The sequence below is a fragment of the Streptomyces sannanensis genome, assembly GCF_039536205.1.
GTDB classification, from domain to species: Bacteria; Actinomycetota; Actinomycetes; order Streptomycetales; family Streptomycetaceae; genus Streptomyces; species Streptomyces sannanensis.
In genome coordinates, this window is the sequence record NZ_BAAAYL010000001.1 from 2,419,663 (window position 1) to 2,441,009 (window position 21,347).

Consider the following 21,347-nt stretch of genomic DNA (forward strand, 5'->3'; position numbering starts at 1 on the left):
CTGCGATGCGCGCTTCGGGGTCCGGGCCCCGGGGGCGTGCCCCGGGCCCTGGCCGAGTGTCAGTCCTGCTGGGGGTGGTGGGCCGGGATAGGGGGCATGGTGCCCTCGGTCTCGTACGCCGAGAGCATCTCGATGCGGCGGGTGTGGCGCTCGTCACCCGAGTACGGCGTCTTCAGGAAGATCTCGACGAAGGTCGTCGCCTCGTCCCGGCTGTGCATGCGGGCGCCGACCGCCACCACGTTGGCGTTGTTGTGCTCACGGCCGAGGGCGGCCGTCTGCTCGCTCCAGGCCAGCGCTGCCCGGACACCCTTGACCTTGTTGGCGGCGATCTGCTCGCCGTTGCCCGAGCCGCCGATCACGATGCCGAGGCTGTCCGGGTCCGCGGCGGTCTTCTCGGCGGCGCGGAGGCAGAAGGGCGGGTAGTCGTCCTGGGCGTCGTAGATGTGGGGGCCGCAGTCGACGGGCTCGTGGCCGTGGGCCCGGAGCCACTCGACGAGGTGGTTCTTGAGTTCGTAGCCGGCATGGTCGGAGCCGAGGTACACGCGCATGGTTCCGAGTGTGGCATGACAGGCGCCCGGTTGCTCCGGCGCCCCTCGCGGACATCTCCGCACGGGAGGGACGAACGCCGGCTTATAACCCGAAACGCAATCGGAATCAAGACTTCCGTTTTGGTGTTCTGTGAGGGTTCAATTTGTCCACTCGTACCCCGAGTGCACGGTCGTCCAGACGTTAGGACTCACTACATGCCCACGCAGCCGACCCTCGAGAGGGTGAGCGATCACACCGGAGACCCCGGCCAGTCGCCCTCCTCCGACGGCCTGAAGGCCGGCCTCAAGAACCGCCACCTCTCCATGATCGCCATCGGCGGTGTCATCGGCGCCGGCCTCTTCGTGGGCTCCGCATCCGGTATCGCCGCCGCCGGCCCCGCCATCCTCATCTCCTACGCCGTCGTCGGCATGATGGTCGTCTTCGTGATGCGCATGCTGGGAGAGATGGCCGCCGCGTACCCGAGCTCCGGCTCCTTCTCGGCCTACGCGGACCGCGCGCTGGGCCGCTGGGCGGGCTTCTCGATCGGCTGGCTGTACTGGTTCTTCTGGGTCGTGGTGCTCGCCGTCGAGGCGACCGCCGGCGCGGTCATCCTCAACGGCTGGATCCCGGCGGTGCCGCAGTGGGCCTGGGCGCTCATCGTGATGATCGTGCTGACGGCCACCAACCTCGGCTCGGTGGCCTCCTACGGCGAGTTCGAGTTCTGGTTCGCCGGCATCAAGGTCGTCGCGATCGCCGCGTTCGTCGTGATCGGTGGCCTGGCGGCCTTCGGGCTGCTGCCCGGATCGGACAACCCCGGCGCAGGTCTGGCGCACCTCACCGACGCCGGCGGCTTCATGCCCAACGGCGCGGGGTCCATCCTCACCGGCATCCTGATGGTCGTCTTCTCCTTCATGGGCAGCGAGATCGTCACCCTCGCCGCCGGCGAGTCCGCGGAACCGCAGCGTGCGGTCACCAAGGCCACCAACAGCGTGATCTGGCGGATCGGCATCTTCTACCTCGGCTCGATCTTCGTGGTGCTGATACTGCTTCCCTGGAACGACCCGTCGATCGCCGAGAAGGGCTCGTACGTCGCCGCGCTCGACTCCATCGGCATCCCGCATGCCGGCGAGATCATGAACGTGATCGTGCTGACCGCGGTGCTGTCCTGCCTGAACTCCGCTCTGTACACCGCCTCGCGCATGGCCTTCTCGCTGGGTCAGCGCGGCGACGCGCCGAAGTCCTTCGCCCGTACGAACTCGCGGGGCGTGCCACAGGTCGCGATCCTCGCATCCGTGGTCTTCGGCTTCGCCGCCGTCTTCTTCAACTACAAGTGGCCGGACACGGTCTTCGCCTTCCTGCTGAACTCGTCCGGTGCGGTGGCGCTGTTCGTCTGGCTGGTCATCTGCTTCACGCAGCTGAAGTTCCGCGGGATCATCCTGCGCGAGGCGCCGGAGAAGCTGGTCGTGAAGATGTGGCTGTTCCCGTACCTGACCTGGGCGACCATCGGCATGATCTCGTTCGTGGTGGTCTACATGCTCTTCGACGCATCCGGTCGCGAGCAGATGGTGCTGTCGCTGCTGGTGGCCGCGATCGTGGTCGGCATCGCGGTGGTGCGCGAACGGCTCGGCGCCGGTCAGAGGGGTGCGAAGGACGAGATCACCCTGTCGTAGGCGGACAGGGCGTCGCGGGCGGTGGGTTCGGCGTACCAGATGTTCACCTGGTACGACTTGCCGCCCGCGGTGAAACCGAGCTGACGGGCGAGCCATGGCTCGCCCTTCTCGGTGAAGGCGTACTCCCAGATGACCGCCGGCCGCCCGCGGAACGTGGTCCGGTCCAGACGGATCTTGCGGTAGCCCGGGACGTCGTTCATGTCGCCTTCGGCCCGCTGCCACTGGGCGAGGAGATCGCCGCCATGTGCGAGTGCGTACGAGGCGGCGATTTCCTGTTGGCCGTCCGGGGAGTGGTAGTGCACGTTCGACGGGCTCTTGGCACTGCGCGTCCAGCCCTTCGGCGGCACCCAGGCGAACCCGGTCTCGCTGAGCGCCCCGGGCGGCAGGGCCGGAGGGGTCGGGGTGTCCGGTCCGGTACTCGGGGGGCGTGAGGTACCGGCGACGGTCGGGGCCGGTGTGGTGGCACCGCCCGCGCGGCCGCCCCCGCCGCCGGGGTCGCGGGCGGTGCTGACGATCAGGACCGCGGTGACGGCGGTGGCGGCGACGGCCGCGGCGACGCCGAGCAGCAGAGCCCGGCGGCGCCCGGGCCGCGGCCCGGGCCCGGGAGCACGCCCGGCTTCCGGTCCGGCTCCGGGCTCCGGGGCGCGTCCGCGTTCCGCCCCACGCTCCGGCACGACGTCGACGGTCGGCTTCTGCGCCTCCGGTACGCGCCGCGCTTCCTCCTCGCCGTCGCACTCCCGGGAGCGCCCCGGTCCGATGCCGACGGTCGGCTTCTGCGCCTCCGGTACGCGCCGCGCTTCCTCCTCGCCGTCGCACTCCCGGGAGCGCCCCGGTCCGATGCCGACGGTCGGCTTCTGCGCCTCCGGTACGCGCCGGATGGCGAGCGTCGGATCATGCCCGGGCTCTGCCGGACCCCGGTCCGGCGGCTCGGACCGCGCAGCCGCCGGTCCGTTCACCCGCTCGGTGCGGGCACCGGCGTCCCCGGCCGGGGCCGAGGGGCGCCGCGGATCCTTGGGCGCTCGCCGGGACGACGGGGCCGGGCCATCCGGCGGCTGCGAAGCGGCAGGCGTCGGTGAGGGGGCCGGACCCACTCGCCGGCCCGAGCTCGGCGGCCCGGGCGCCGGACCCGGGGGCGGTACGGCCGACTCCGGGGCCGGACGGGCCGGCTCACTCGCGCCGGACCCGCTCGGCGGCGGACCCGGGGGCGCCACAGCCGGTGCGGCCGGCTGCGGGGCCGTCGGGGCCGGGGCACCCTGGAGCTGCTGGACTTCAGGCGTCGACGAAGGGCCCGGAAGGGCCGGCTCTCCCGCGCCGGGCGGCCCTGGGGGCGGCACGGAGGGTATGCCCCGCACCGGAACCGCCGGAGGTGGTGCCGCCAGGCGTGTCAGTTCCACCTGGAGATCGTCCAGGGACGGGCGTCCGGCCGGGTCCTTGACCAGGAGCGCGGCAAGGACGGGGCTCAGCGGGCCCGCCTGCGACGGGAGGACCGGCTCCTCGTACAGCACCGCGTGCAGCGTGGCCAGGGTCGTCGGACGGCTGAACGGCGACTGGCCGCCGACCGCGGCACACAGGGTGGCGCCCAGGGACCAGAGGTCGGAGGGCGGGCCCTGCGGCCTGCCGCCGACACGTTCAGGAGCCATATAGTCGGGGGAGCCGACGAGCATCCCGGCGATGGTGAGCTGCGTGGCGTCCTGGATCGCGGCGATCCCGAAGTCCGTGAGGACGACCCGGCCTCCCGAGCCGATCAGTACGTTGCCGGGCTTGATGTCGCGGTGCAGCACACCCACCGCGTGGACCTCGCGCAGTGCCGCCACCAGCCCCAGTCCGATACGGGCCGCCTCACGAGGGCTCACCGGGCCGTCCTGGATGAGGAGTTGTTCCAGGGAGCGGGCTTCGACCAGTTCCATCACGATCCACAGGCGGTCGCTCTCCTCCGCCACGTCGTAGACCCTGACGACATGGGGATGATCGATCCGGGCGGTGGCGCGAGCCTCCCGCAGGGTGCGTTCGCGGCGGATACGGCTGTCCTCCGCATCGAGGTCGTCGATGCGCATTTCCTTTATCGCCACCGGGCGGTCGAGCATCTCGTCGGACGCCCGCCACACGCGCCCCATTCCTCCCTGGCCGATGGTGGATTCCAGCCGGTAACGGCCCGCGATCAATAACCCGCGCACCCCGCCGCTCGCATTTCCCGGCATTCCCGTTCTCCCCTTCAGTACCGGCTGTGACCAGGACAGAAGCATGAACTTGTCACCATGACAGCATAATTCCGCGCAATCTTGTGGGACCCTTCGAGCGCGGCAGAAACCGCCGGAGCAAGGGGGAAGAAAAATGCGCGCGAAACCAGGTTCGGGTCCATTGCTCGCGGTCGCGCTCGCGGCCGTTGTGTCATTTCCGTTCACCGCTCATGCGGATGACACGGTCCCCGGAAGCAGCGAAGGAGGAAAGCCCGGGCCCGGCGCGTCCGCCGATGTGAAGATCGCGACCGAGCTGCCGAAGCGGATCACGGTCGACAACACGTCGGAACAGACCGAGGTCACCGCCAAGGTCCTCAACAAGGGCAGCAAGGACACCGGCCGGATCACACTGTCCGTCGTCGGTTTCGACGGCATGCGCATCACCGGCGTGCCCGGCTGTGTGCCGATCCCCGCGGGCCAGTTGCCGCCCGGTTCCAACAGCGGGTTCGACTGCGTCATCGACAACATCTCGGCCGGCAAGGACCGTACGTACAAGGTCTCGGCGACGTTCGACCTGCAGAAGACCGGCAAGATCTGCCTGCCGGTGACCGAGGGCAGCGGCAAGAAGCTGCTGTGGCAGCAGGGTCCGGTCCCCTTCGGCGCCTCCAACCCGACACCCAACGCCCCCGACACCCCGCTGCTGCTCGGCGTCGACAACAAGCCGTCCGGCCCCGACACCCCGTCGGAGCTGCCGCGTACCGGGGCGTCCGACAGCATGCTGCCGCTGACCGGCGCCGGAGTGATGCTGCTTGCCGCGGGCGGTGCGGGCCTGTGGTGGACGACCCGCAGGAACGGCCGCAAGGTCTGACGGGGCGCACCACGGAAGAGGTCCGCCGGCTCGACGAGCCGGCGGACCTCTTCACATCAGGGCTTCGGCGTCAGCCCTTGCGGCCGATCAGCTTCCAGGCGGCGGGCAGCACGCCCATGGCGAGCGCGGCCTTGAGGGCGTCACCGATCAGGAAGGGGGTGAGGCCCGCCGCGACGGCGGCGCTCAGCGACATGCCGGTCGCGACGGCCAGGTACGGCACGCCCACCGCGTAGATGATCGCCGATCCCAGCACCATCGTCCCGGCGGTACGCAGCACGGAACGGTCGGCGCCTCGGCGGGCGAGCGCGCCCACGGCCGTGGCTGCGAGCAGCATGCCGAGGATGTAGCCGAAGCTCGGCATGCCGTACCCGGAGCTGCCCTCGGCGAACCACGGCATCCCGGCCATGCCCGCCAGCGCGTACAGGGCCAGGGAGAGGAAGCCGCGGCGGGCACCGAGGGCGGTACCGACGAGCAGGGCCGCGAAGGTCTGGCCGGTGACCGGGACAGGGGAGCCGGGAACCGGCACGGCGATCTGGGCCGCGACACCGGTGAGCGCTGCGCCGCCCACGACCAGGGCGATGTCACGGGCTCGGGACGCCGGCAGCAGGTCGGCGAGGACCGCTCCGGAGCGGACGGGGGCGGCAGCAGTGCTCATCGGGACTCCTCGGGTTGGGTTGCGTGGGACACCGTGACGCTAGCCGAGCGGCAGACGAGTGATCACCGTCGTCGGCCGACAAAGGGGCCGCCGAGCGCATGGTGGGGTCCACACAAACCTTGTCCGATACACCTGCAAAGGCGTGAGACTTGTCACTCAGGCAGGAGTTCGGAGGGATTGGCTTTGCGGATGGAGACCCCGCCCGGAGACACTGTGGGGTCTCCATAATTCGCACGAGGGTTCAGCGCACCATGCACGACTCCCCGGCCGCCGAGGCCGAGCCCCTCTCCCATGGGCTCAAGCAGCGTCATCTCACCATGCTCGGCCTGGGCGGGGTGATCGGCGCAGGACTGTTCGTCGGCTCGGGCGCCGGGATCGCCGTCGCCGGCCCGGGCATCGTCCTCTCGTATCTGATCGCGGGCGCGCTCGCGATGCTGGTGATGCGGATGCTCGGCGAGATGTCCGCCGCCATGCCCGCCTCCGGGGCCTTCTCGGTGCACGCCGAGCGGGCGCTGGGGCGATGGGCCGGCTTCAGCGTGGGCTGGCTGTACTGGTTCATGCTGGTGGTCGTACTCGCCGTGGAGGCGACCGGCGCGGCGGAGATCGCAAACGGCTGGGCGCCGGGGGTGCCCCAGTGGAGCTGGGTGCTGATCTTCATGGTGGTGTTCACCGCCGCCAATCTCGCCGCGGTGAAGAACTTCGGCGAGTTCGAATTCTGGTTCGCGGCACTCAAGGTCGGCGCGATCGTGCTGTTCCTGGTGCTGGGCCTGCTGGCGATCTTCGGGGTGCTCCCCGACACCGACCCGGTCGGCCTCAGCAATCTCACCGGACAGGGCGGCTTCCTGCCGCACGGCTGGTCCGGCGTCGTCTCCGGCGTCCTGGCCGTGGTCTTCGCCTTCGGCGGACTCGAGGTCGTCACCATCGCCGCAGCCGAGACCGAGGACCCGGCACGCAACATCGCCCGTGCCGTGCGCAGCGCGGTATGGCGCATCCTCTTCTTCTACGTCGGCTCGATGCTGGTCATCGTCACCGTGCTGCCGTGGACCGCGATGAAGCCGGGACTGAGCCCGTACGTCGCCGTACTGGACTCGATCGGGGTGCGGTCGGCCGGACAAATCATGAACATCGTGGTGTTCGTGGCGCTGCTGTCCGCGCTGAACGCCAACCTCTACGGGTCCTCACGGATGGTCTTCTCGCTGGCAGAGCGGGGCGAGGCCCCCAAGGGCCTGCTGAAGATCACCGCCGGTGGCGTGCCGCGCCGGGCCGTGCTCGCCTCGGTGGCCTTCGGTTTCGTCTCCGTACTACTCAATCTCAAGTGGCCCGACACCGTCTTCCTCTACATGCTCAACGCGGTCGGCGCGGTGCTGCTGTTCGTCTGGGGCCTGATCGCCGTCTCCCAGCTGCGGCTGCGCCGACGCATCGAACACGAGTCGCCCGAGCGGCTCACGCTGAGGATGTGGGGCTTCCCCTGGCTGACCTGGGTCGCGCTGGCCGGAATAGGCGGCGTTCTGGTGCTGATGCTGACCGATGACGCGTCCCGGCCGCAGGTGCTGTGGTCGACCGGCGCGACGGGGGCGGTACTGGCCGTCGCCGGAGTGCGGGAGTGGCGGGCGCGGCGCCGTCGGGCGTAGGGAATCTTGCACGGTACGTGAAGAGAACGTCCGGATAGCGGGCAAGGGGTTTTCCTCAGCGGTGCGCCCGCCCACACTTGGGCAACCCCTCTCCCCCGTCTCACGTACTGAACAGGGACGCCCATGACCCGGACTTCCGCGTCCGTCGAGCCACAGCTCGACGCCGCATCCGAGGCCGCCGCGACCGGCCACGGCACCGGTACCTCGCTCTCGCACGGCCTCAAGCAGCGCCATCTGTCGATGATCGCCCTGGGCGGCGTGATCGGCGCCGGCCTCTTCGTCGGCTCCGGCGCGGGCATCGCCGCCGCCGGCCCGTCCATCGTCCTCGCCTACGCGGTCTCCGGCGTGCTCGTCATGCTGGTGATGCGCATGCTGGGCGAGATGTCCGCCGCGTATCCGTCCTCCGGCTCCTTCTCCTCCCACGCCGAGCGCGCGTTCGGCTCATGGGCCGGCTTCGCTTCCGGCTGGTCGTTCTGGGTACTGCTCAGCGTCGCCGTCGGCCTGGAGGGGATCGGCGCGGCGAAGATCGTCACGGGCTGGCTGCCCGGCACTCCGGAGTGGGTCTGGGTGGCCCTCTTCATGCTGGTCTTCTGCGGTACGAACCTGGCGGCCGTGAAGAACTTCGGCGAGTTCGAGTTCTGGTTCGCGGCGCTCAAGGTGGGTGCGATCACGCTCTTCCTGGGCCTCGGCACGCTCGCCATCCTCGGCGTCCTGCCCGGCACCGACTCCCCCGGCACCACCAACCTCCTCGGCGACGGCGGCTTCCTGCCCAACGGCAGCGAGGGCCTGGTCATCGGACTGCTCGCCTCCGTCTTCGCGTACGGCGGCCTGGAGACCGTGACCATCGCCGCGGCCGAGTCGGAGAACCCCGTCGAGGGCGTCGCCAAGGCCGTGCGCACCGCGATGTGGCGCATCTCGCTCTTCTACATCGGCTCGATGGCGGTCATCGTCACCCTCGTCCCGTGGAACGACCCGGCAGTCGTCGAGAAGGGCCCGTACGTCGCCGCCCTCGACCACCTGGGCATCCCGGCCGCCGGCCAGATCATGAACGTGGTCGTGCTGGTCGCCCTGCTCTCGGCGATGAACGCCAACATCTACGGCTCCTCGCGCATCGCGTACTCGCTGGTGCGGCGCGGCCTCGGCCCGAAGCTGCTCGGCAAGGTCTCCGGCGGGGTGCCGCGGCCGGCCGTGCTCGCCTCCTCCTTCTTCGGCTTCTTCTGCGTGCTGCTCAGCTACTGGTCGCCGGACACCGTCTTCCCCTGGCTGCTCAACATGATCGGTGCGGTGATCCTGATCGTCTGGATCTTCATCGCCGCCTCCCAGCTGGTGCTGCGCCGCAAGCTCGAACGGGAGGCTCCGGAGAAGCTGACGGTGCGGATGTGGGCGTTCCCCGCGCTCACCTGGGTCGCGCTGGCCGGGATGGCCGGCATCTTCTTCCTGATGGCCCGCCAGCCCGACACCCGTATCCAACTGCTCTCCAGCGGCGGCCTGGCCCTGTTCCTGGCCGTGGTGGGCTACACCCGCCAGCGCCTCGCGGCCCGCGCCACCGCCTGACAGGGCACGCCCGCTGCCCACCGGACCCCCGGCCCCCTCGAGGGCCGGGGGTCCGTCGTGTCCCGGTCCGCCCTGTCCAGGATGGAGGCAATCTTCTTGCTGAGGTCTACGACCACCAGGGCAATGCCGGCCAGGGATCGACCCCGATCCTGGTCTTCGACGCCTGGGAGCACGCCTTCTACCTCCAGTACAAGAACCAGAAGGCGGACTTCATCGAGGCCATGTGGCGCGTCGTCAACTGGCGGGACGTGGCGAAGCGTTCCACCGCGGCCAAGGAGCGGGGCGACAGCCTGCTGCTCGCTCCGTAGGGTGAGGCGGCCTGCTCGTGATCGTCTTCTCAGCCTTCACCGGGCAGGCGGAAAGAAGAAGTGCCCCCGCGAGTGGGGGCACTTCCCAGTGGTAGCTGGGGGAGTGACTCGCGGGGGCACTTCGGCGTCAGAGGGACATCGGCCCCGCATCATGGGGGATGATCCGATCGGCCCCTGAGTACGGGTGCTGTTGTTCTCGTCGGCTCCGCATGCGCGGAGATTCAGCTGAAATCAGGGGCGGCGGTCCTGGTCCTCTTGATCTCGAAGAAGCCCGGGACCGACGCCACCATCAGGGTGCCGTCCCAGAGCTTGGCCGCCTCTTCGCCCTTCGGGGCCGGGGTGACGACGGGACCGAAGAAGGCCACCCGGCCGCCGTCCGCGCCCGGAACCGCGATCACCGGGGTGCCGACGTCCTCGCCGACCAGCTCGATGCCCTCGCGGTGCGAGGTGCGCAGCTCGGCGTCGTACTGGTCGGAGTGGGCGAAGTCCGCCAGGTCGGCGGGCAGGCCGACCTCCTCCAGCGCGGCGACGATGGTCTCCTGGTCCGGCTCCTGGCCCTGGTTGTGGATACGGGTGCCGAGCGCGGTGTAGAGCGGGCCGACGACCTCGTCGCCGAACTTCTGCTGGGCCGCGATGACGGCGCGGACCGGCCCCCAGGCCTTCTCGAGCAGTTCGCGGTACTGCTCGGGGAGCTCGTCCAGCTTGTTCTCGTTCAGGACGGCGAGACTCATCACATGCCACCGCACCTCGACGGGCCTGACCTTCTCCACCTCGAGCATCCAGCGGGAGGTCATCCAGGCCCAGGGGCACAGGGGGTCGAACCAGAAGTCGGCGGTGGTCCTGCCGTGTTCGGACATGTCTCTCCTCGTCGGGTCTCACAGCGCTCGGCCATGGTCACAACGTGCAGTTCGGCGGACGCATTCCCCGGTGCCGCCCGACAGTGGCACATGGCAGGATCGGTGCTGTCCGATCGAGTCACGAAGGAGTGCCGGTGCCCGGTGAGAATCTGTCCCGCGACGAGGCCCGCGAGCGGGCCGCGCTGCTGTCCGTCGACGGGTACGAGGTGTCCCTCGACGTGCGCTCGGCGGTCGGCGACGTCCCCGAGGGGAAGCCACACACCTTCCGTTCTCTGACCACGATCCGCTTCCGCTGCGCGCGGCCCGGCGCCTCCACCTTCGCCGATCTCGTGGCACCGTCCGTCACGGCCGTGACCCTGAACGGCAGGGAGCTGGACCCGGCCGCCGTCTTCGACGGCACCCGCATCGCCCTCGACGACCTGGCCGCCGAGAACGTCCTGGTCGTGGACGCGCAGTGTGCGTACAGCAGGACCGGCGAGGGTCTGCACCGGTTCGCCGATCCCGAGGACGGCGAGATCTATCTCTACACGCAGTACGAGCCGGCCGACGCCCGTCGTGTCTACGCCAACTTCGAGCAGCCGGACCTCAAGGGCCGTTACCGCTTCGAGGTGACCGCGCCCGAGGGCTGGACCGTGTGGAACAACGGCGCGGAGGAGTCCCGGGACGGAGGGGTGTGGCGGTTCGCCGAGACCGAGCCCGTCTCCACGTACATCACCTGTGTCGTCGCGGGCCCGTACCACTACGTCACCGACACCTACCGGCGCGGGGACCTGGAGATCCCGCTCGGCGCGATGTGCCGCAAGGGACTGGCCAAGCACTTCGACGCGGACGACATCTTCCTGATCACGAAGCAGGGCTTCGACTTCTTCCACGACAACTTCGACTTCCCGTACCCCTTCGGGAAGTACGACCAGGCCTTCGTGCCCGAGTACAACCTCGGCGCGATGGAGAACCCCGGCATGGTCACCTTCCGCGAGGAGTACGTCTTCCGCGGCAAGGTGACCCAGGCGTCGTACGAGGCCCGCGCGAACGTCATCCTGCACGAGATGGCGCACATGTGGTTCGGCGACCTCGTCACCATGGAGTGGTGGGACGACCTGTGGCTGAAGGAGTCCTTCGCGGACTTCATGGGCTCCTTCTCGCAGGTCGAGGCCACCCGCTTCACCAACGGCTGGATCACCTTCGCCAACAAGCGCAAGGCGTGGGCGTACCGCGCCGACCAACTGCCCTCCACGCACCCCGTCACGGCCGACATCCATGACCTGGAGGACGCCAAGCTCAACTTCGACGGCATCACCTACGCCAAGGGCGCGTCGGTGCTGAAGCAGCTCGTGGCGTACGTGGGGCGGGACGCCTTCCTGGAGGGCGCCCGGCGCTACTTCAAGCGGCACGCCTACGGCAACACCCAGCTCGGGGATCTACTGAGGGTGCTGGAGGAGGTCTCCGGCCGGGATCTGCACACCTGGTCGCGGGCCTGGCTGCAGACCGCGGGCGTCAACTCGCTGACGCCGGTCGTCACCTACGACGGAGACGGCCGGATCACGGAGCTGGCGGTCGTCCAGGACGGTGACGAACTCCGCCCGCACCGGGTGGCCGTCGGCCTCTACCGCCAGGACGGCGACGGAGCGCTGACGCGGTACGCGCGTGCCGAGGCCGACGTGGACGGTCCGCGGACGGTCGTGGCCGAACTGGCGGGCGAGGACAGGCCCGAGCTCGTCCTCGTCAACGACGACGATCTCACGTACTGCAAGATCCGCTTCGACGACGACTCGCTGGCCACCCTGCGCGAGCGGCTCGGCGGGATCACCGACCCGCTGGCACGCGCCCTGTGCTGGTCCGCGCTGTGGAACCTGACCCGCGACGCGCTGATGCCGGCCCGGGACTTCATCGGACTGGTGCTGCGGTTCGCCGGCCGCGAGAGCGACATCGGCGTCCTGCAGATGCTGCACGCCTGGGCGCAGTCCGCCCTCGTCCACTACGTCGCTCCCGCCTGGCGCGAGGAGGGCGGGCAGGCGCTCGCCGAGGGTGCGCTGCGGGAGCTGCGCGCCGCCGAGCCGGGCAGCCAGCACCAGCTGGCCTGGGCCCGCTTCTTCGCCGCGAGCGCGTCCGCGAAGGCCGACCTCCGGCTGCTCTCCGGCCTGCTGGACGGTACGGCCCGGATCGACGGCCTGGACATGGACCAGGAGCTGCGCTGGGACTTCCTGGAGCCGCTCGCCGCACACGGCGCGGCGGACGAGGACGTCATCGCGGCGGAGCTGGCCCGCGACGACACCGCGTCCGGCAAGCGGCACCAGGTCCGCTGCCTGGCCGCGCGTCCCTCCGCGGCCGTCAAGGCCGAGGCGTGGGCCGCCGTCGTGGAGTCCGACGCGCTCTCCAACGCCCTCGTCGAGGCGACCATCGCCGGTTTCGTCCAGCCCTCGCAGCGTGAGCTGATCGCTCCGTACACGCCGAAGTACTTCGAGGCGATCGAGCGGGTGTGGGGCGAGCGGTCCATCCAGATCGGCATGGATGTCGTCCGGGGCCTCTTCCCGGGGCTCCAGGACGACCCGTCCACGCTGGACGCGGCGGACGCATGGCTCGACGCGCACGCCGACGCGGCGCCCGCTCTGCGCCGGCTCGTGCTGGAGGCCCGCGACGACCTGGCCCGCGCGCTGCGTGCGCAGGCGTGCGACACGGGGGCGAGCGCGGGCTGAACGTACCCGTGGCGGGGCCGGCCGGGGGGCGTGGATCCACCCTGCCGGCGGGGCCCCGGCGCAGACCCTGATCGGCCGTCGAACGTCCGTACTTTAGGGCGAGCTTGTCCCGTTTTGTCGACGGGCTTGTAACAGCGGTTAACTCAGGGCGGGCAGGCGGGAATCGGGGTGACATGAACCACAACACCCCGCTCTCCCCCCGCCCCCTCAGCCACCTCACCTGTGCGCAGCGGCGCGTGCTGTCCGCCGGTCAGCTGCGTGACCACGGCGTTTCGACCGCACAGGCCACCGCCCAGTGCCGGCCCGGAGGCCCCTGGCAGCAGTTGCTGCCGGGTGTCTTCGTGCTCCATTCGGGTCCCCCCACCAGTGAGGAGCGGCTGCACGGCGTACTGCTGTATGCCCGGCGGCCGCCCGCAGCGGCGAGCAGAAGGATCCCCGCCCAGACCGGGGCGTACGACGGCGCGATGATCACCGGGCTGGCGGCGCTCGCCCTGCACCGGTTCGCCTCCGCTCCCCCGCTGCTCTCCATCGACCGCATCGACGTACTGATCGAGAGCAGCCGCCGGCTGCGGTCCACCAGGTGTGCGCGCCTGATCCGCGCGCAGGCGCTGCCCCCGGCGCAGCAGATCGCCGACGTGCCCGTCGCACCCGTTCCGCGGGCGCTCGCGGATGCCGTGGCCGGGCTGTCGGACGCGACCGTGGTACGCCGGCTGCTGACCGAGGCGGTGCGCGGCGGGCACTGCGAACCCGCCTCGGTCGTCGCAGCGTTGAACGAGGCACGGCTGCTGTCCAGGCCGCACGTGGTGAACGCGGTGGACGCGCTGCTGGCCGAGGGCCGGGCGATCGCCGAGGGCCGGCTGCACACGATGGTGCGCACCTACGGGCTGCCGGACCCGCTGTGGAACGTCGATCTGCGGCTGCCCGGCGGCCCGTACCTCGGCGGGGTGGACGCCTACTGGCCGGACCAGGCCGTCGCGGTCGAGCTGGACACCCGCGCCCCGCGTCAGGACGAGGACGCGATGTGGTCCGAGTACGCCACCAAGCGCGAGCATCTGGAGCGGCTCGGCATCACGGTCCTGCACATCACGCCGAAGAAGCTCAGGGAGGGCCTGGAGCAGCAAGCGGCCGTGGTCCGTACCGCGCTGGCGGCATCGAAGGACCGCGACCCGGCCGCGTATGTGGTGGTGCTGCCGCGGTGAGAGAGGGACCGGAACGGCCGGTGCGCGGAGTGGAGGGGGCCCCGCGCACCGGCCTTCCGTCTGATCACTTGCCGCAGAACTCGGCTTCGATCACGCCGCCGTTGATGTTCGACCAGTCGCTGCTGGCGTTCATCGCGAGGGAGTGCCGCGCATCGCGCGTGGTGAACGCCTCGGACGCGGAGCCGTGGATGCCTCCGCCGTGGCCCCGGATCTCCTTGCCGCAGGGCAGGGTGGTTGACCTTGAATCAGCCATTGCGGGCCACGTGTCCGACGGCGGGTCGGGAGCGCCACAGTTCGAGGCCGGTGTCGACGAGACCGGTACGGTCCAGGGAGGCGACGGCATCCAAGGGATGCCAGGCGGCCTGGTCGGTGGATCCGTTGGTCTCATGGCGAAGTTCGCCGCCGGTGATGCGGCCCTCGTAGACGATGCGCAGGCTCTGCAGGTCGGCGGGCGTGCCGAATCTGCGCGGGTACGCGCGGCGGACGGAGTCGAGGCCGAGGAGGCTGACCGGTTCCATCGCGTATCCGGTCTCCTCCTCGACCTCGCGGACCACCGTGTCGAGCGGGTCCTCGCCGTGGTCCATGCCGCCGCCGGGCAGTGTCCACTGCCTGACGGCCCCGTCGCGGGAGACCCAGCGGGCGAGCAGGATCCGCCCGTCCTGAACGCATATGGCGTACGCCGCCACTCTCAGCTGCGGGTTCATGCCCGTGAGATTAGGCCCTGCCGCCAACAGAAGGGATACACCCGCCCGGTGAGCTTGTCAGGCGCCTTCCGGAACTGGCGGGTTCGCGGGCGCCGGGCTGCTCTTCCTCGACTGGGCCACCGTATCGATACCGGCGCAACCAGTCACGTAGCATTAAGGGGTTAGATCCGAAAGGAGTCGAGGATGCCCACCCCCACCGGCCCTCGCCCGCTCACGGGTGAGCCGGTCTCCCTGGACCTGCTCAACACCCGGTGGATCCGGGAAGGCGTCCATCAGGACCTGCTCACCGGCACCGAGGGCCTGGGCGTCTGGCTCAGGAGCAACGACCTCGACGACCGGTTCGCGGCGGACGAGCGGACACTGGAGCGGACCCTGCGCACCCGCGAGGCGCTGGCCGGCGTCGTCGACAACCCCGGGGACCCCAAAGCGGCCGCACAGCTGGACCGCATCCTCGGTCACGGCCGGATCCGCGCCACCCTGACCGCCGAAGGGCCTGACGAGACCACGGAGTTCACCGACGAATCCTGGGGTCCCGGCTGGACTGCGGCCTACGACTACCTCGACCTGCTGCGCACCGCCCCGGACCGGATCCGCGCCTGCGCACACGAGGCGTGCACCCTGCGCTTCTTCGACACCTCACGGAACGGCACACGCCGCTGGTGCTCGATGGCGATCTGCGGCAACCGCGCGAAGGCATCGCGCCACTACGCCAGGACGCGTGAGAACTGAGGGCGTTCAGCATTTCCCTTCTGCCCCACTGGGCCCCGTAATACACCGGGGCACCATGCATCACTGTGATCGACGTCACATTTCAATTTGGCCAACTCTCGCCAAATTACGGCCACTTACGTAAGGGTGATCGGTCATCCGGTACCGAATATCGGAACGTCTCCATGATCACAGGGATGCTGATGACCCACGAAACCCCCCGTGCCGTGTCCGGGACACGACGCGTGGCCCGAATAGCGGCCGCAGCGGGTCTGGTGGCCGCACTGGCCGCCGGCGGACCCGTCCCGGCGTTCGCCGCGGTTGCCGCTTCCGCCGACGACCCGGCGTCCGCACCGGCCAAGTCCGCCGACGACAAGCTCGGTTCGGCCGACGCCGAACTGCTCGCCGAGGCCGAGGCCAAGGGCGAGAAGACCGTCACGCTGATGGTCGCCACCGCGGCCGGTGCCACCGAGCAGGTCGCGGCACAGCTCGACGCCGTCAAGGGCGGCGTGGTCAGCACGACCGACGACAAGGTCGGTTATGTCGTGGCCACCCTGCCGACCGCGAAGGCGGGCGCCGCGATCGAGGCGGCCATCAAGCTCTCCTCCGTCCACGGCATCGACCTCGAGCACGAGGTCAAGCTGGACGACCCCACCCCCGCCGCGGACCGCGTCAAGGCCGCCGCGGAGGGCCCGGTCGCCGGTTCATACCCGGCGCCGGGCAAGAACACCCCCGCGAAGAACCCGTACAACCCGTCCTTCGAGACGGGCGCGGTGGAGTTCGTCCAGGACCACCCGAAGTACGACGGCCGCGGCGTGACCATCGGCATCATGGACTCCGGTGTGGACCTCGGCCACCCGGCACTGCAGAAGACCACCACCGGCGAGCGCAAGATCGTCGACTGGGTGACCGCCACCGACCCGGTGCGGGACGGTGACGGCACCTGGCTCCAGATGAACAACTCCGTCTCCGGATCCGTGTTCACCTTCGACGGCCGCACCTGGACCGCGCCCGCGGGCTCGTACCGGGTGAGCACCTTCGCCGAGGCCATCACCCGGAACGGTGACATGGCGGGCGACCTCAACCGGGACGGCGACACCACCGACAAGTGGGGTGTGCTGTACGACGCCGCCGCCGGAACCGTCCGCGTCGACCTGAACAACGACGCCGACTTCACCAACGACGAGCCGATGAAGCCGTACAAGGACGGCTTCCAGATCGGTTACTTCGGCACCGACAACCCGGCCACCGAGGTCGTCGAGCGCATTCCGTTCGTCGTGGAGATCCGCAAGAACGTCACGTACAACTCGGCCGGTGCCACCGCCGACTACGTCAACATCGGCATCATCGAGTCCGAGCACGGCACGCACGTCGCCGGCATCACCGCCGCCAACGGCCTCTTCGGCGGCAAGATGAACGGCGCCGCCCCCGGCGCGAAGATCGTCTCCTCCCGGGCCTGCACCTGGTCCGGCGGCTGCACCAACATCGCGCTGACCACCGGCATGATCGACCTGGTCGAGAAGCGCGGCGTGGACATCGTCAACATGTCCATCGGCGGCCTCCCGGCGCTCAACAGCGGCGAGAACGCCCGCGCCGAGATCTACCGCAACCTCATCGACCAGCACGGCGTCCAGCTGGTCATCTCGGCCGGCAACGAGGGCCCCGGCATCAACACCATCGGCGACCCCGGTCTGGCCGACAAGGTGATCTCCGTCGGTGCCGCCATCTCTAAGGAGACCTGGGCGGCCAACTACGGCTCGGCGGTCCAGAAGAACTACGCCATGTTCCCCTTCTCCTCGCGCGGTCCGCGTGAGGACGGCGGCTTCACCCCGACCATCACCGCCCCCGGCTCGGCCATCAACACCATCCAGACCTGGCTGCCCGGCGCCCCGGTGAAGGAGGCCGGCTACCAGCTCCCCGCCGGTTACGCCATGCTGCAGGGCACCTCGATGTCCTCGCCGCAGGCCACGGGCGCCAGCGCGCTGCTGCTCTCCGCCGCGAAGCAGAAGAAGATCGACCTCACCCCGCTGAAGCTGCGCACCGCGCTGACCAGCACCGCCAACCGCATCCCCGGTGTCGCGGCGCACGAGCAGGGCGCCGGTCTGATCGACATCGTGGACGCCTGGGACGCCATCAAGGACGGCGCCACCGCCCACGAGTACGCGGTGAAGGCCCCGGTCGACACCGCGCTCGACCAGTACCTGCGGACCCCGGGCTTCGGCACCGGCGTGTACGACCGTGAGGGCGGCCTGAAGACCGGCCAGAAGAAGACGTACGACGTCACCGTCACGCGTACCACCGGCCCGGCCCGCCCGGTCGAGCACGAGCTGCACTGGAAGAACAACGACGGCACCTTCTCCCTCGTCGGCGACGACGAGGTCGTGCTGCCGCTGAACAAGCCGGTCACCGTCAAGGTCGCGGCCAAGGCCGCCACCGCGGGGGTGCACAGCGCCATCCTGGAGCTGGACGACGAGAACACCGAGGGCGTGGACAAGCAGATCCTGTCCACCGTGGTCGCCTCCCAGGAGCTGGCCGGCCCGTCGTACGCCTTCTCGGCGTCCGGCTCGGTGCAGCGCAACAGCCACAAGTCGTACTTCGTGACCGTACCCGAGGGCGCCAAGCGCCTCGAGGTCGCCGTCAGCGGGCTCGCCGCGGGCAGCCAGACCCGGTTCATCCCGCAGAACCCGTACGGCCTGCCCGTCGACGACAACGCGACGATCTACTGCTACCCGAACTACACCAACCCGGCCGACACCTGCCGTCCCGACGTGCGGTCGTACGACAACCCGCTGCCGGGCGTCTGGGAGATCGAGGTCGAGTCGCGCCGTACGTCCCCGCTGCTGGACAACCCCTTCAAGCTGGACGTCAACGTGCTCGGCGCGGCCTTCGACCCGGCCGTGAAGACCCTGCCCGAGGCGAAGATCGGCACCCCGGCCCCGGTCCAGTGGACGGTCTCCAACGGCTTCGCCGCGATCGACGGCAAGCTGAAGGGCGGCTCGCTGGGCTCGGCGAAGGTGACCCGGCCCAGCATCCAGCAGAAGGAAGACCAGGTGACCACCGTCACCGTTCCCGAGGGCGCCGAGCGCCTCGACGTGGCCATCGGCAACGTCACGGACCCGGCCGCCGATCTGGACCTGGCGGTCTACTACGGGGACGACTACAAGAACGGTCGACGCCCGATCGGCCAGTCCGCCGACGGCGACTCCGAGGAAGCGGTCAGCCTCGCCAAGCCTGCCGCCGGTGAGTACACGATCGTCGTCTCCGGCTGGGCGGTCCGGAACGGTGGCGCCGAGTACGACTACCGCGACGTCTATTACTCGTCGACGCTCGGCACGGTCAAGGTCGACGAGTCGCAGCCCCTGAAGCTCGCCAACGGCGCCTCGGCGCAGGTCGGCGCCGAGGTCCTGGTGGCCGGCGCGGCCCCCGAGGGCCGGCAGTTCTTCGGTGAGGTCCAGCTGGTGAACGCCCGCGGCACGGTCGCCGGCTCCGGCAGCGTCTCCATCGAGAAGGTCACACCGTAACGGCGTGACGGCGCGGGGGCGGGTGCTCGGACACGAGCACCCGCCCCCTTTTTTCCGGCCCGGAAACCGGACGCGCACAGTGCCGGTCCGCCGCGATGTCCGAGGCGACGACCGCGCACCAGGCGGCGGTGTCGCGCGGGGCCCCGCGCCTCCCTGCCGTTGCTCCAGCAGCTTCAACCGGACCTGCCGGTCCCCGTCCTGGAGCTCGGTGTGCGGCATTCCGCCCAGTGCCGGAATCGCGCGCACCCGGTCCACCAGGGCCGCGTCCAGAGGATCCTCCCCTGTGCTCCGGGCCTTCTTCCATGGCGACACCGCGCCTCCTCCCGCGTCATTCCGTCCTGTGACGCGGAACCACTGCGAAACGTTCGGCGTCCCGCTCCCCGGACAATGGATTGGCAAGCGGAGCGGGGTCGCGCGCATGATGGAACGGCTTTCCCGCGCATACGTACGTCAAGGAGTCACCGTGAGGGTCGGAATCGTCGGAGCCACCGGACAGGTCGGCACAGTCATGCGCAAGATCCTCGCCGAGCGGAAGTTCCCGGTCGACGAGCTGCGCCTGTTCGCCTCGGCCCGGTCGGCCGGTTCCACCCTCGACTGGCAGGGCAAAGAGATCACCGTCGAGGACGCGGCCACCGCCGACTACTCCGGCCTGGACATCGTGCTCTTCTCCGCGGGTGGCGCCACCTCCAAGGCGCTGGCCGAGAAGGTCGCCTCCCAGGGCGCCGTCGTGATCGACAACTCCTCCGCCTGGCGCCGTGACCCCGAGGTCCCGCTGGTCGTGTCCGAGGTGAACCCGCACGCGATCAAGGACCGCCCCAAGGGCATCATCGCCAACCCGAACTGCACCACGATGGCCGCGATGCCGGTGCTGAAGCCCCTCCACGAGGAGGCCGGTCTCACCGCGATCGTCGCGACCACCTACCAGGCCGTCTCCGGCTCCGGTCTCGCGGGCGTCGCCGAGCTCGACGAGCAGATCAAGGCCGTCGCGCCGCGCGCCACGGAGCTGACCCACGACGGTGAGGCCGTCGCCTTCCCCGAGGCCGGCGTCTACCGGCGCAACATCGCCTTCAATGTGCTCCCGCTGGCCGGCAACCTGGTCGACGACGGCTCGCACGAGACCGACGAGGAGCAGAAGCTCCGCAACGAGTCCCGCAAGATCCTGGAGATCCCGGAGCTCAAGGTCTCCGGCACCTGTGTCCGGGTCCCGGTCTTCTCCGGCCACTCGCTCCAGGTCAACGCCCGGTTCGCCCGCCCGATCAGCGTGGAGCGGGCCTACGAGCTGCTCAAGGACGCCCCGGGCGTCGCGCTCTCCGAGATCCCGACCCCGCTCGAGGCCGCCGGCAAGGACGCCTCCTACGTGGGCCGTATCCGGGTGGACGAGACCGTCGAGCACGGCCTCGCGCTCTTCCTCTCCAACGACAACCTCCGCAAGGGCGCCGCGCTGAACGCGGTCCAGATAGCGGAACTCGTCGCGGAGGAGCTCAAGGGCTGACGCCGGTACATGACGAAGGGGGCGGGCACCGCGACGGTGCCCGCCCCCTTCGTCACGTCACGTCGGCTTACCAGGGCGCCTTCGGCGGGTACAGCTTGAACTGCGACGTGTCGACGGCGAACGAGAACGGCTCGGGCAGCTCCACGGTGTCTCCGAACCGGAACGGGTCGGTCGTCCGGTAGTGGAGCTTCCGCGGATCCGGGTCGGAGTACAGCTCGATGGTGCCGTCGTTCGGATCGATCAGCAGGTACAGCGGGATCTCGCTCATCGCGTACCACATGCGCTTCTTGATGTAGTCGCTGTCCTTGTCCGTGGACACGACCTCGATGACCAGGTCGACCCGGTCAGCGGGGACCGGGTTGCGGTTGTCAGCGATCTTCTCGAACGTGGTGACGGTCAGATCGGGCTTCGGCTCGAAGCTGGAGATGTCGGAGATCAGGGCCTGCTCGGCGAGGACCTCCCAGCCCCGCGCGTCGAACTGAGTGGTCAGTTTGGTCACGATCCGGTTGTGGAACGGTGCTGCGGATGCCTGCATGACGATCTTTCCGTCGATGAGCTCGATCTTGAGCGGATCGAGCTCAGGGAGCGACTCCAGAAAGCGCAGCAGTTCGTGACCGGTCTCGCCCCGCACGGTGTCCTCGGCAGTCTCGTGATGCATCAGGGTCATCGCGGCGCCTCCATCCGCGGTCAGCGTAGGGAGGGCGGCCGTCCTCCCGGTCCACGGTAGCGGGATCTCCCCACGATCGGGTGAACCACGCCCGGCCGTGGTCTTCGACCCCATG

At 69.9% G+C, this 21,347-nt stretch carries 16 protein-coding genes and 1 pseudogene; 10 read left to right on the plus strand and 7 right to left on the minus strand.

Going from position 1 to position 21,347, the window contains the following annotated elements; translation table 11 throughout:
* Positions 1-59 precede the first annotated feature (59 nt).
* A complete protein-coding gene (locus ABD858_RS11405; RefSeq protein ID WP_345036210.1) occupies positions 60-548 on the minus strand; it encodes a ribose-5-phosphate isomerase in 489 nt (162 codons plus the stop codon).
* A 195-nt stretch (positions 549-743) separates the two neighbouring features.
* Here ABD858_RS11405 and ABD858_RS11410 point away from each other — a divergent pair, with 195 nt between their 5' ends.
* Positions 744-2,198: an amino acid permease gene (locus tag ABD858_RS11410; protein WP_345036212.1), complete on the plus strand. Its 1,455-nt coding sequence runs from the start codon at positions 744-746 to the stop codon at positions 2,196-2,198.
* On the opposite strand, the gene ABD858_RS11415 is transcribed toward ABD858_RS11410, so the two are convergent.
* On the minus strand, positions 2,162-4,312 hold the full coding sequence (locus ABD858_RS11415; RefSeq protein ID WP_425586317.1) for a serine/threonine-protein kinase: 2,151 nt from the start codon (positions 4,310-4,312) through the stop codon (positions 2,162-2,164). The genes ABD858_RS11410 and ABD858_RS11415 overlap by 37 nt on opposite strands.
* A gap of 217 nt (positions 4,313-4,529) precedes the next feature.
* Here ABD858_RS11415 and ABD858_RS11420 point away from each other — a divergent pair, with 217 nt between their 5' ends.
* Positions 4,530-5,243: an LPXTG cell wall anchor domain-containing protein gene (locus ABD858_RS11420; RefSeq protein ID WP_345036217.1), complete on the plus strand. Its 714-nt coding sequence runs from the start codon at positions 4,530-4,532 to the stop codon at positions 5,241-5,243.
* A 70-nt stretch (positions 5,244-5,313) separates the two neighbouring features.
* Here the strand turns inward: ABD858_RS11420 and ABD858_RS11425 are convergent, their stop codons facing one another.
* Positions 5,314-5,898, minus strand: coding sequence for a biotin transporter BioY (locus ABD858_RS11425; RefSeq protein WP_345036219.1), 585 nt, complete (start codon positions 5,896-5,898; stop codon positions 5,314-5,316).
* 251 nt (positions 5,899-6,149) lie between these two features.
* Between ABD858_RS11425 and ABD858_RS11430 the strand changes: the two genes are divergently transcribed.
* From ABD858_RS11430 to ABD858_RS11440, 3 genes and pseudogenes are all read left to right on the plus strand, one after another.
* A complete protein-coding gene (locus tag ABD858_RS11430) occupies positions 6,150-7,529 on the plus strand; it encodes an amino acid permease (protein ID WP_345036221.1) in 1,380 nt (459 codons plus the stop codon).
* A 123-nt stretch (positions 7,530-7,652) separates the two neighbouring features.
* Positions 7,653-9,083, plus strand: coding sequence for an amino acid permease (locus tag ABD858_RS11435; RefSeq protein WP_345036223.1), 1,431 nt, complete (start codon positions 7,653-7,655; stop codon positions 9,081-9,083).
* Between the two features lie 104 nt (positions 9,084-9,187).
* Positions 9,188-9,391 (plus strand): annotated as a pseudogene (locus ABD858_RS11440) (Fe-Mn family superoxide dismutase); the annotation flags it as partial.
* A 221-nt stretch (positions 9,392-9,612) separates the two neighbouring features.
* On the opposite strand, the gene ABD858_RS11445 reads toward ABD858_RS11440, so the two are convergent.
* Entirely contained in the window at positions 9,613-10,248 is a 636-nt protein-coding gene (locus ABD858_RS11445; protein WP_345036225.1) for a mycothiol-dependent nitroreductase Rv2466c family protein, read from the minus strand.
* Between the two features lie 134 nt (positions 10,249-10,382).
* Between ABD858_RS11445 and pepN the strand changes: the two genes are divergently transcribed.
* Positions 10,383-12,941: an aminopeptidase N gene (gene pepN / locus ABD858_RS11450; protein ID WP_345036227.1), complete on the plus strand. Its 2,559-nt coding sequence runs from the start codon at positions 10,383-10,385 to the stop codon at positions 12,939-12,941.
* Between the two features lie 173 nt (positions 12,942-13,114).
* Positions 13,115-14,140, plus strand: coding sequence for a hypothetical protein (locus tag ABD858_RS11455; protein WP_345036229.1), 1,026 nt, complete (start codon positions 13,115-13,117; stop codon positions 14,138-14,140).
* Between the two features lie 64 nt (positions 14,141-14,204).
* Here the strand turns inward: ABD858_RS11455 and ABD858_RS11460 are convergent, their stop codons facing one another.
* Positions 14,205-14,393 (minus strand): hypothetical protein, encoded by a 189-nt coding sequence (locus tag ABD858_RS11460; RefSeq protein ID WP_345036231.1) that lies wholly within the window; start codon positions 14,391-14,393, stop codon positions 14,205-14,207.
* On the minus strand, positions 14,386-14,844 hold the full coding sequence (locus tag ABD858_RS11465; protein WP_345036234.1) for an NUDIX hydrolase: 459 nt from the start codon (positions 14,842-14,844) through the stop codon (positions 14,386-14,388). Before ABD858_RS11465 ends, ABD858_RS11460 begins: the two co-directional genes overlap by 8 nt.
* Positions 14,845-15,027: 183 nt before the next feature.
* Between ABD858_RS11465 and ABD858_RS11470 the strand changes: the two genes are divergently transcribed.
* The 3 genes from ABD858_RS11470 to ABD858_RS11480 all read left to right on the plus strand — a co-directional run bounded on the left by ABD858_RS11470 (position 15,028) and on the right by ABD858_RS11480 (position 20,565).
* Positions 15,028-15,573: a CGNR zinc finger domain-containing protein gene (locus tag ABD858_RS11470; RefSeq protein ID WP_345036236.1), complete on the plus strand. Its 546-nt coding sequence runs from the start codon at positions 15,028-15,030 to the stop codon at positions 15,571-15,573.
* A 176-nt stretch (positions 15,574-15,749) separates the two neighbouring features.
* Positions 15,750-19,073 (plus strand): S8 family serine peptidase, encoded by a 3,324-nt coding sequence (locus tag ABD858_RS11475; RefSeq protein WP_345036238.1) that lies wholly within the window; start codon positions 15,750-15,752, stop codon positions 19,071-19,073.
* A gap of 463 nt (positions 19,074-19,536) precedes the next feature.
* Complete coding sequence (locus ABD858_RS11480) at positions 19,537-20,565, plus strand: aspartate-semialdehyde dehydrogenase (RefSeq protein ID WP_345036240.1); 1,029 nt, start codon at positions 19,537-19,539, stop codon at positions 20,563-20,565.
* 67 nt (positions 20,566-20,632) lie between these two features.
* Here the strand turns inward: ABD858_RS11480 and ABD858_RS11485 are convergent, their stop codons facing one another.
* On the minus strand, positions 20,633-21,232 hold the full coding sequence (locus ABD858_RS11485) for a Uma2 family endonuclease (RefSeq protein WP_345036242.1): 600 nt from the start codon (positions 21,230-21,232) through the stop codon (positions 20,633-20,635).
* Positions 21,233-21,347 lie beyond the last annotated feature (115 nt).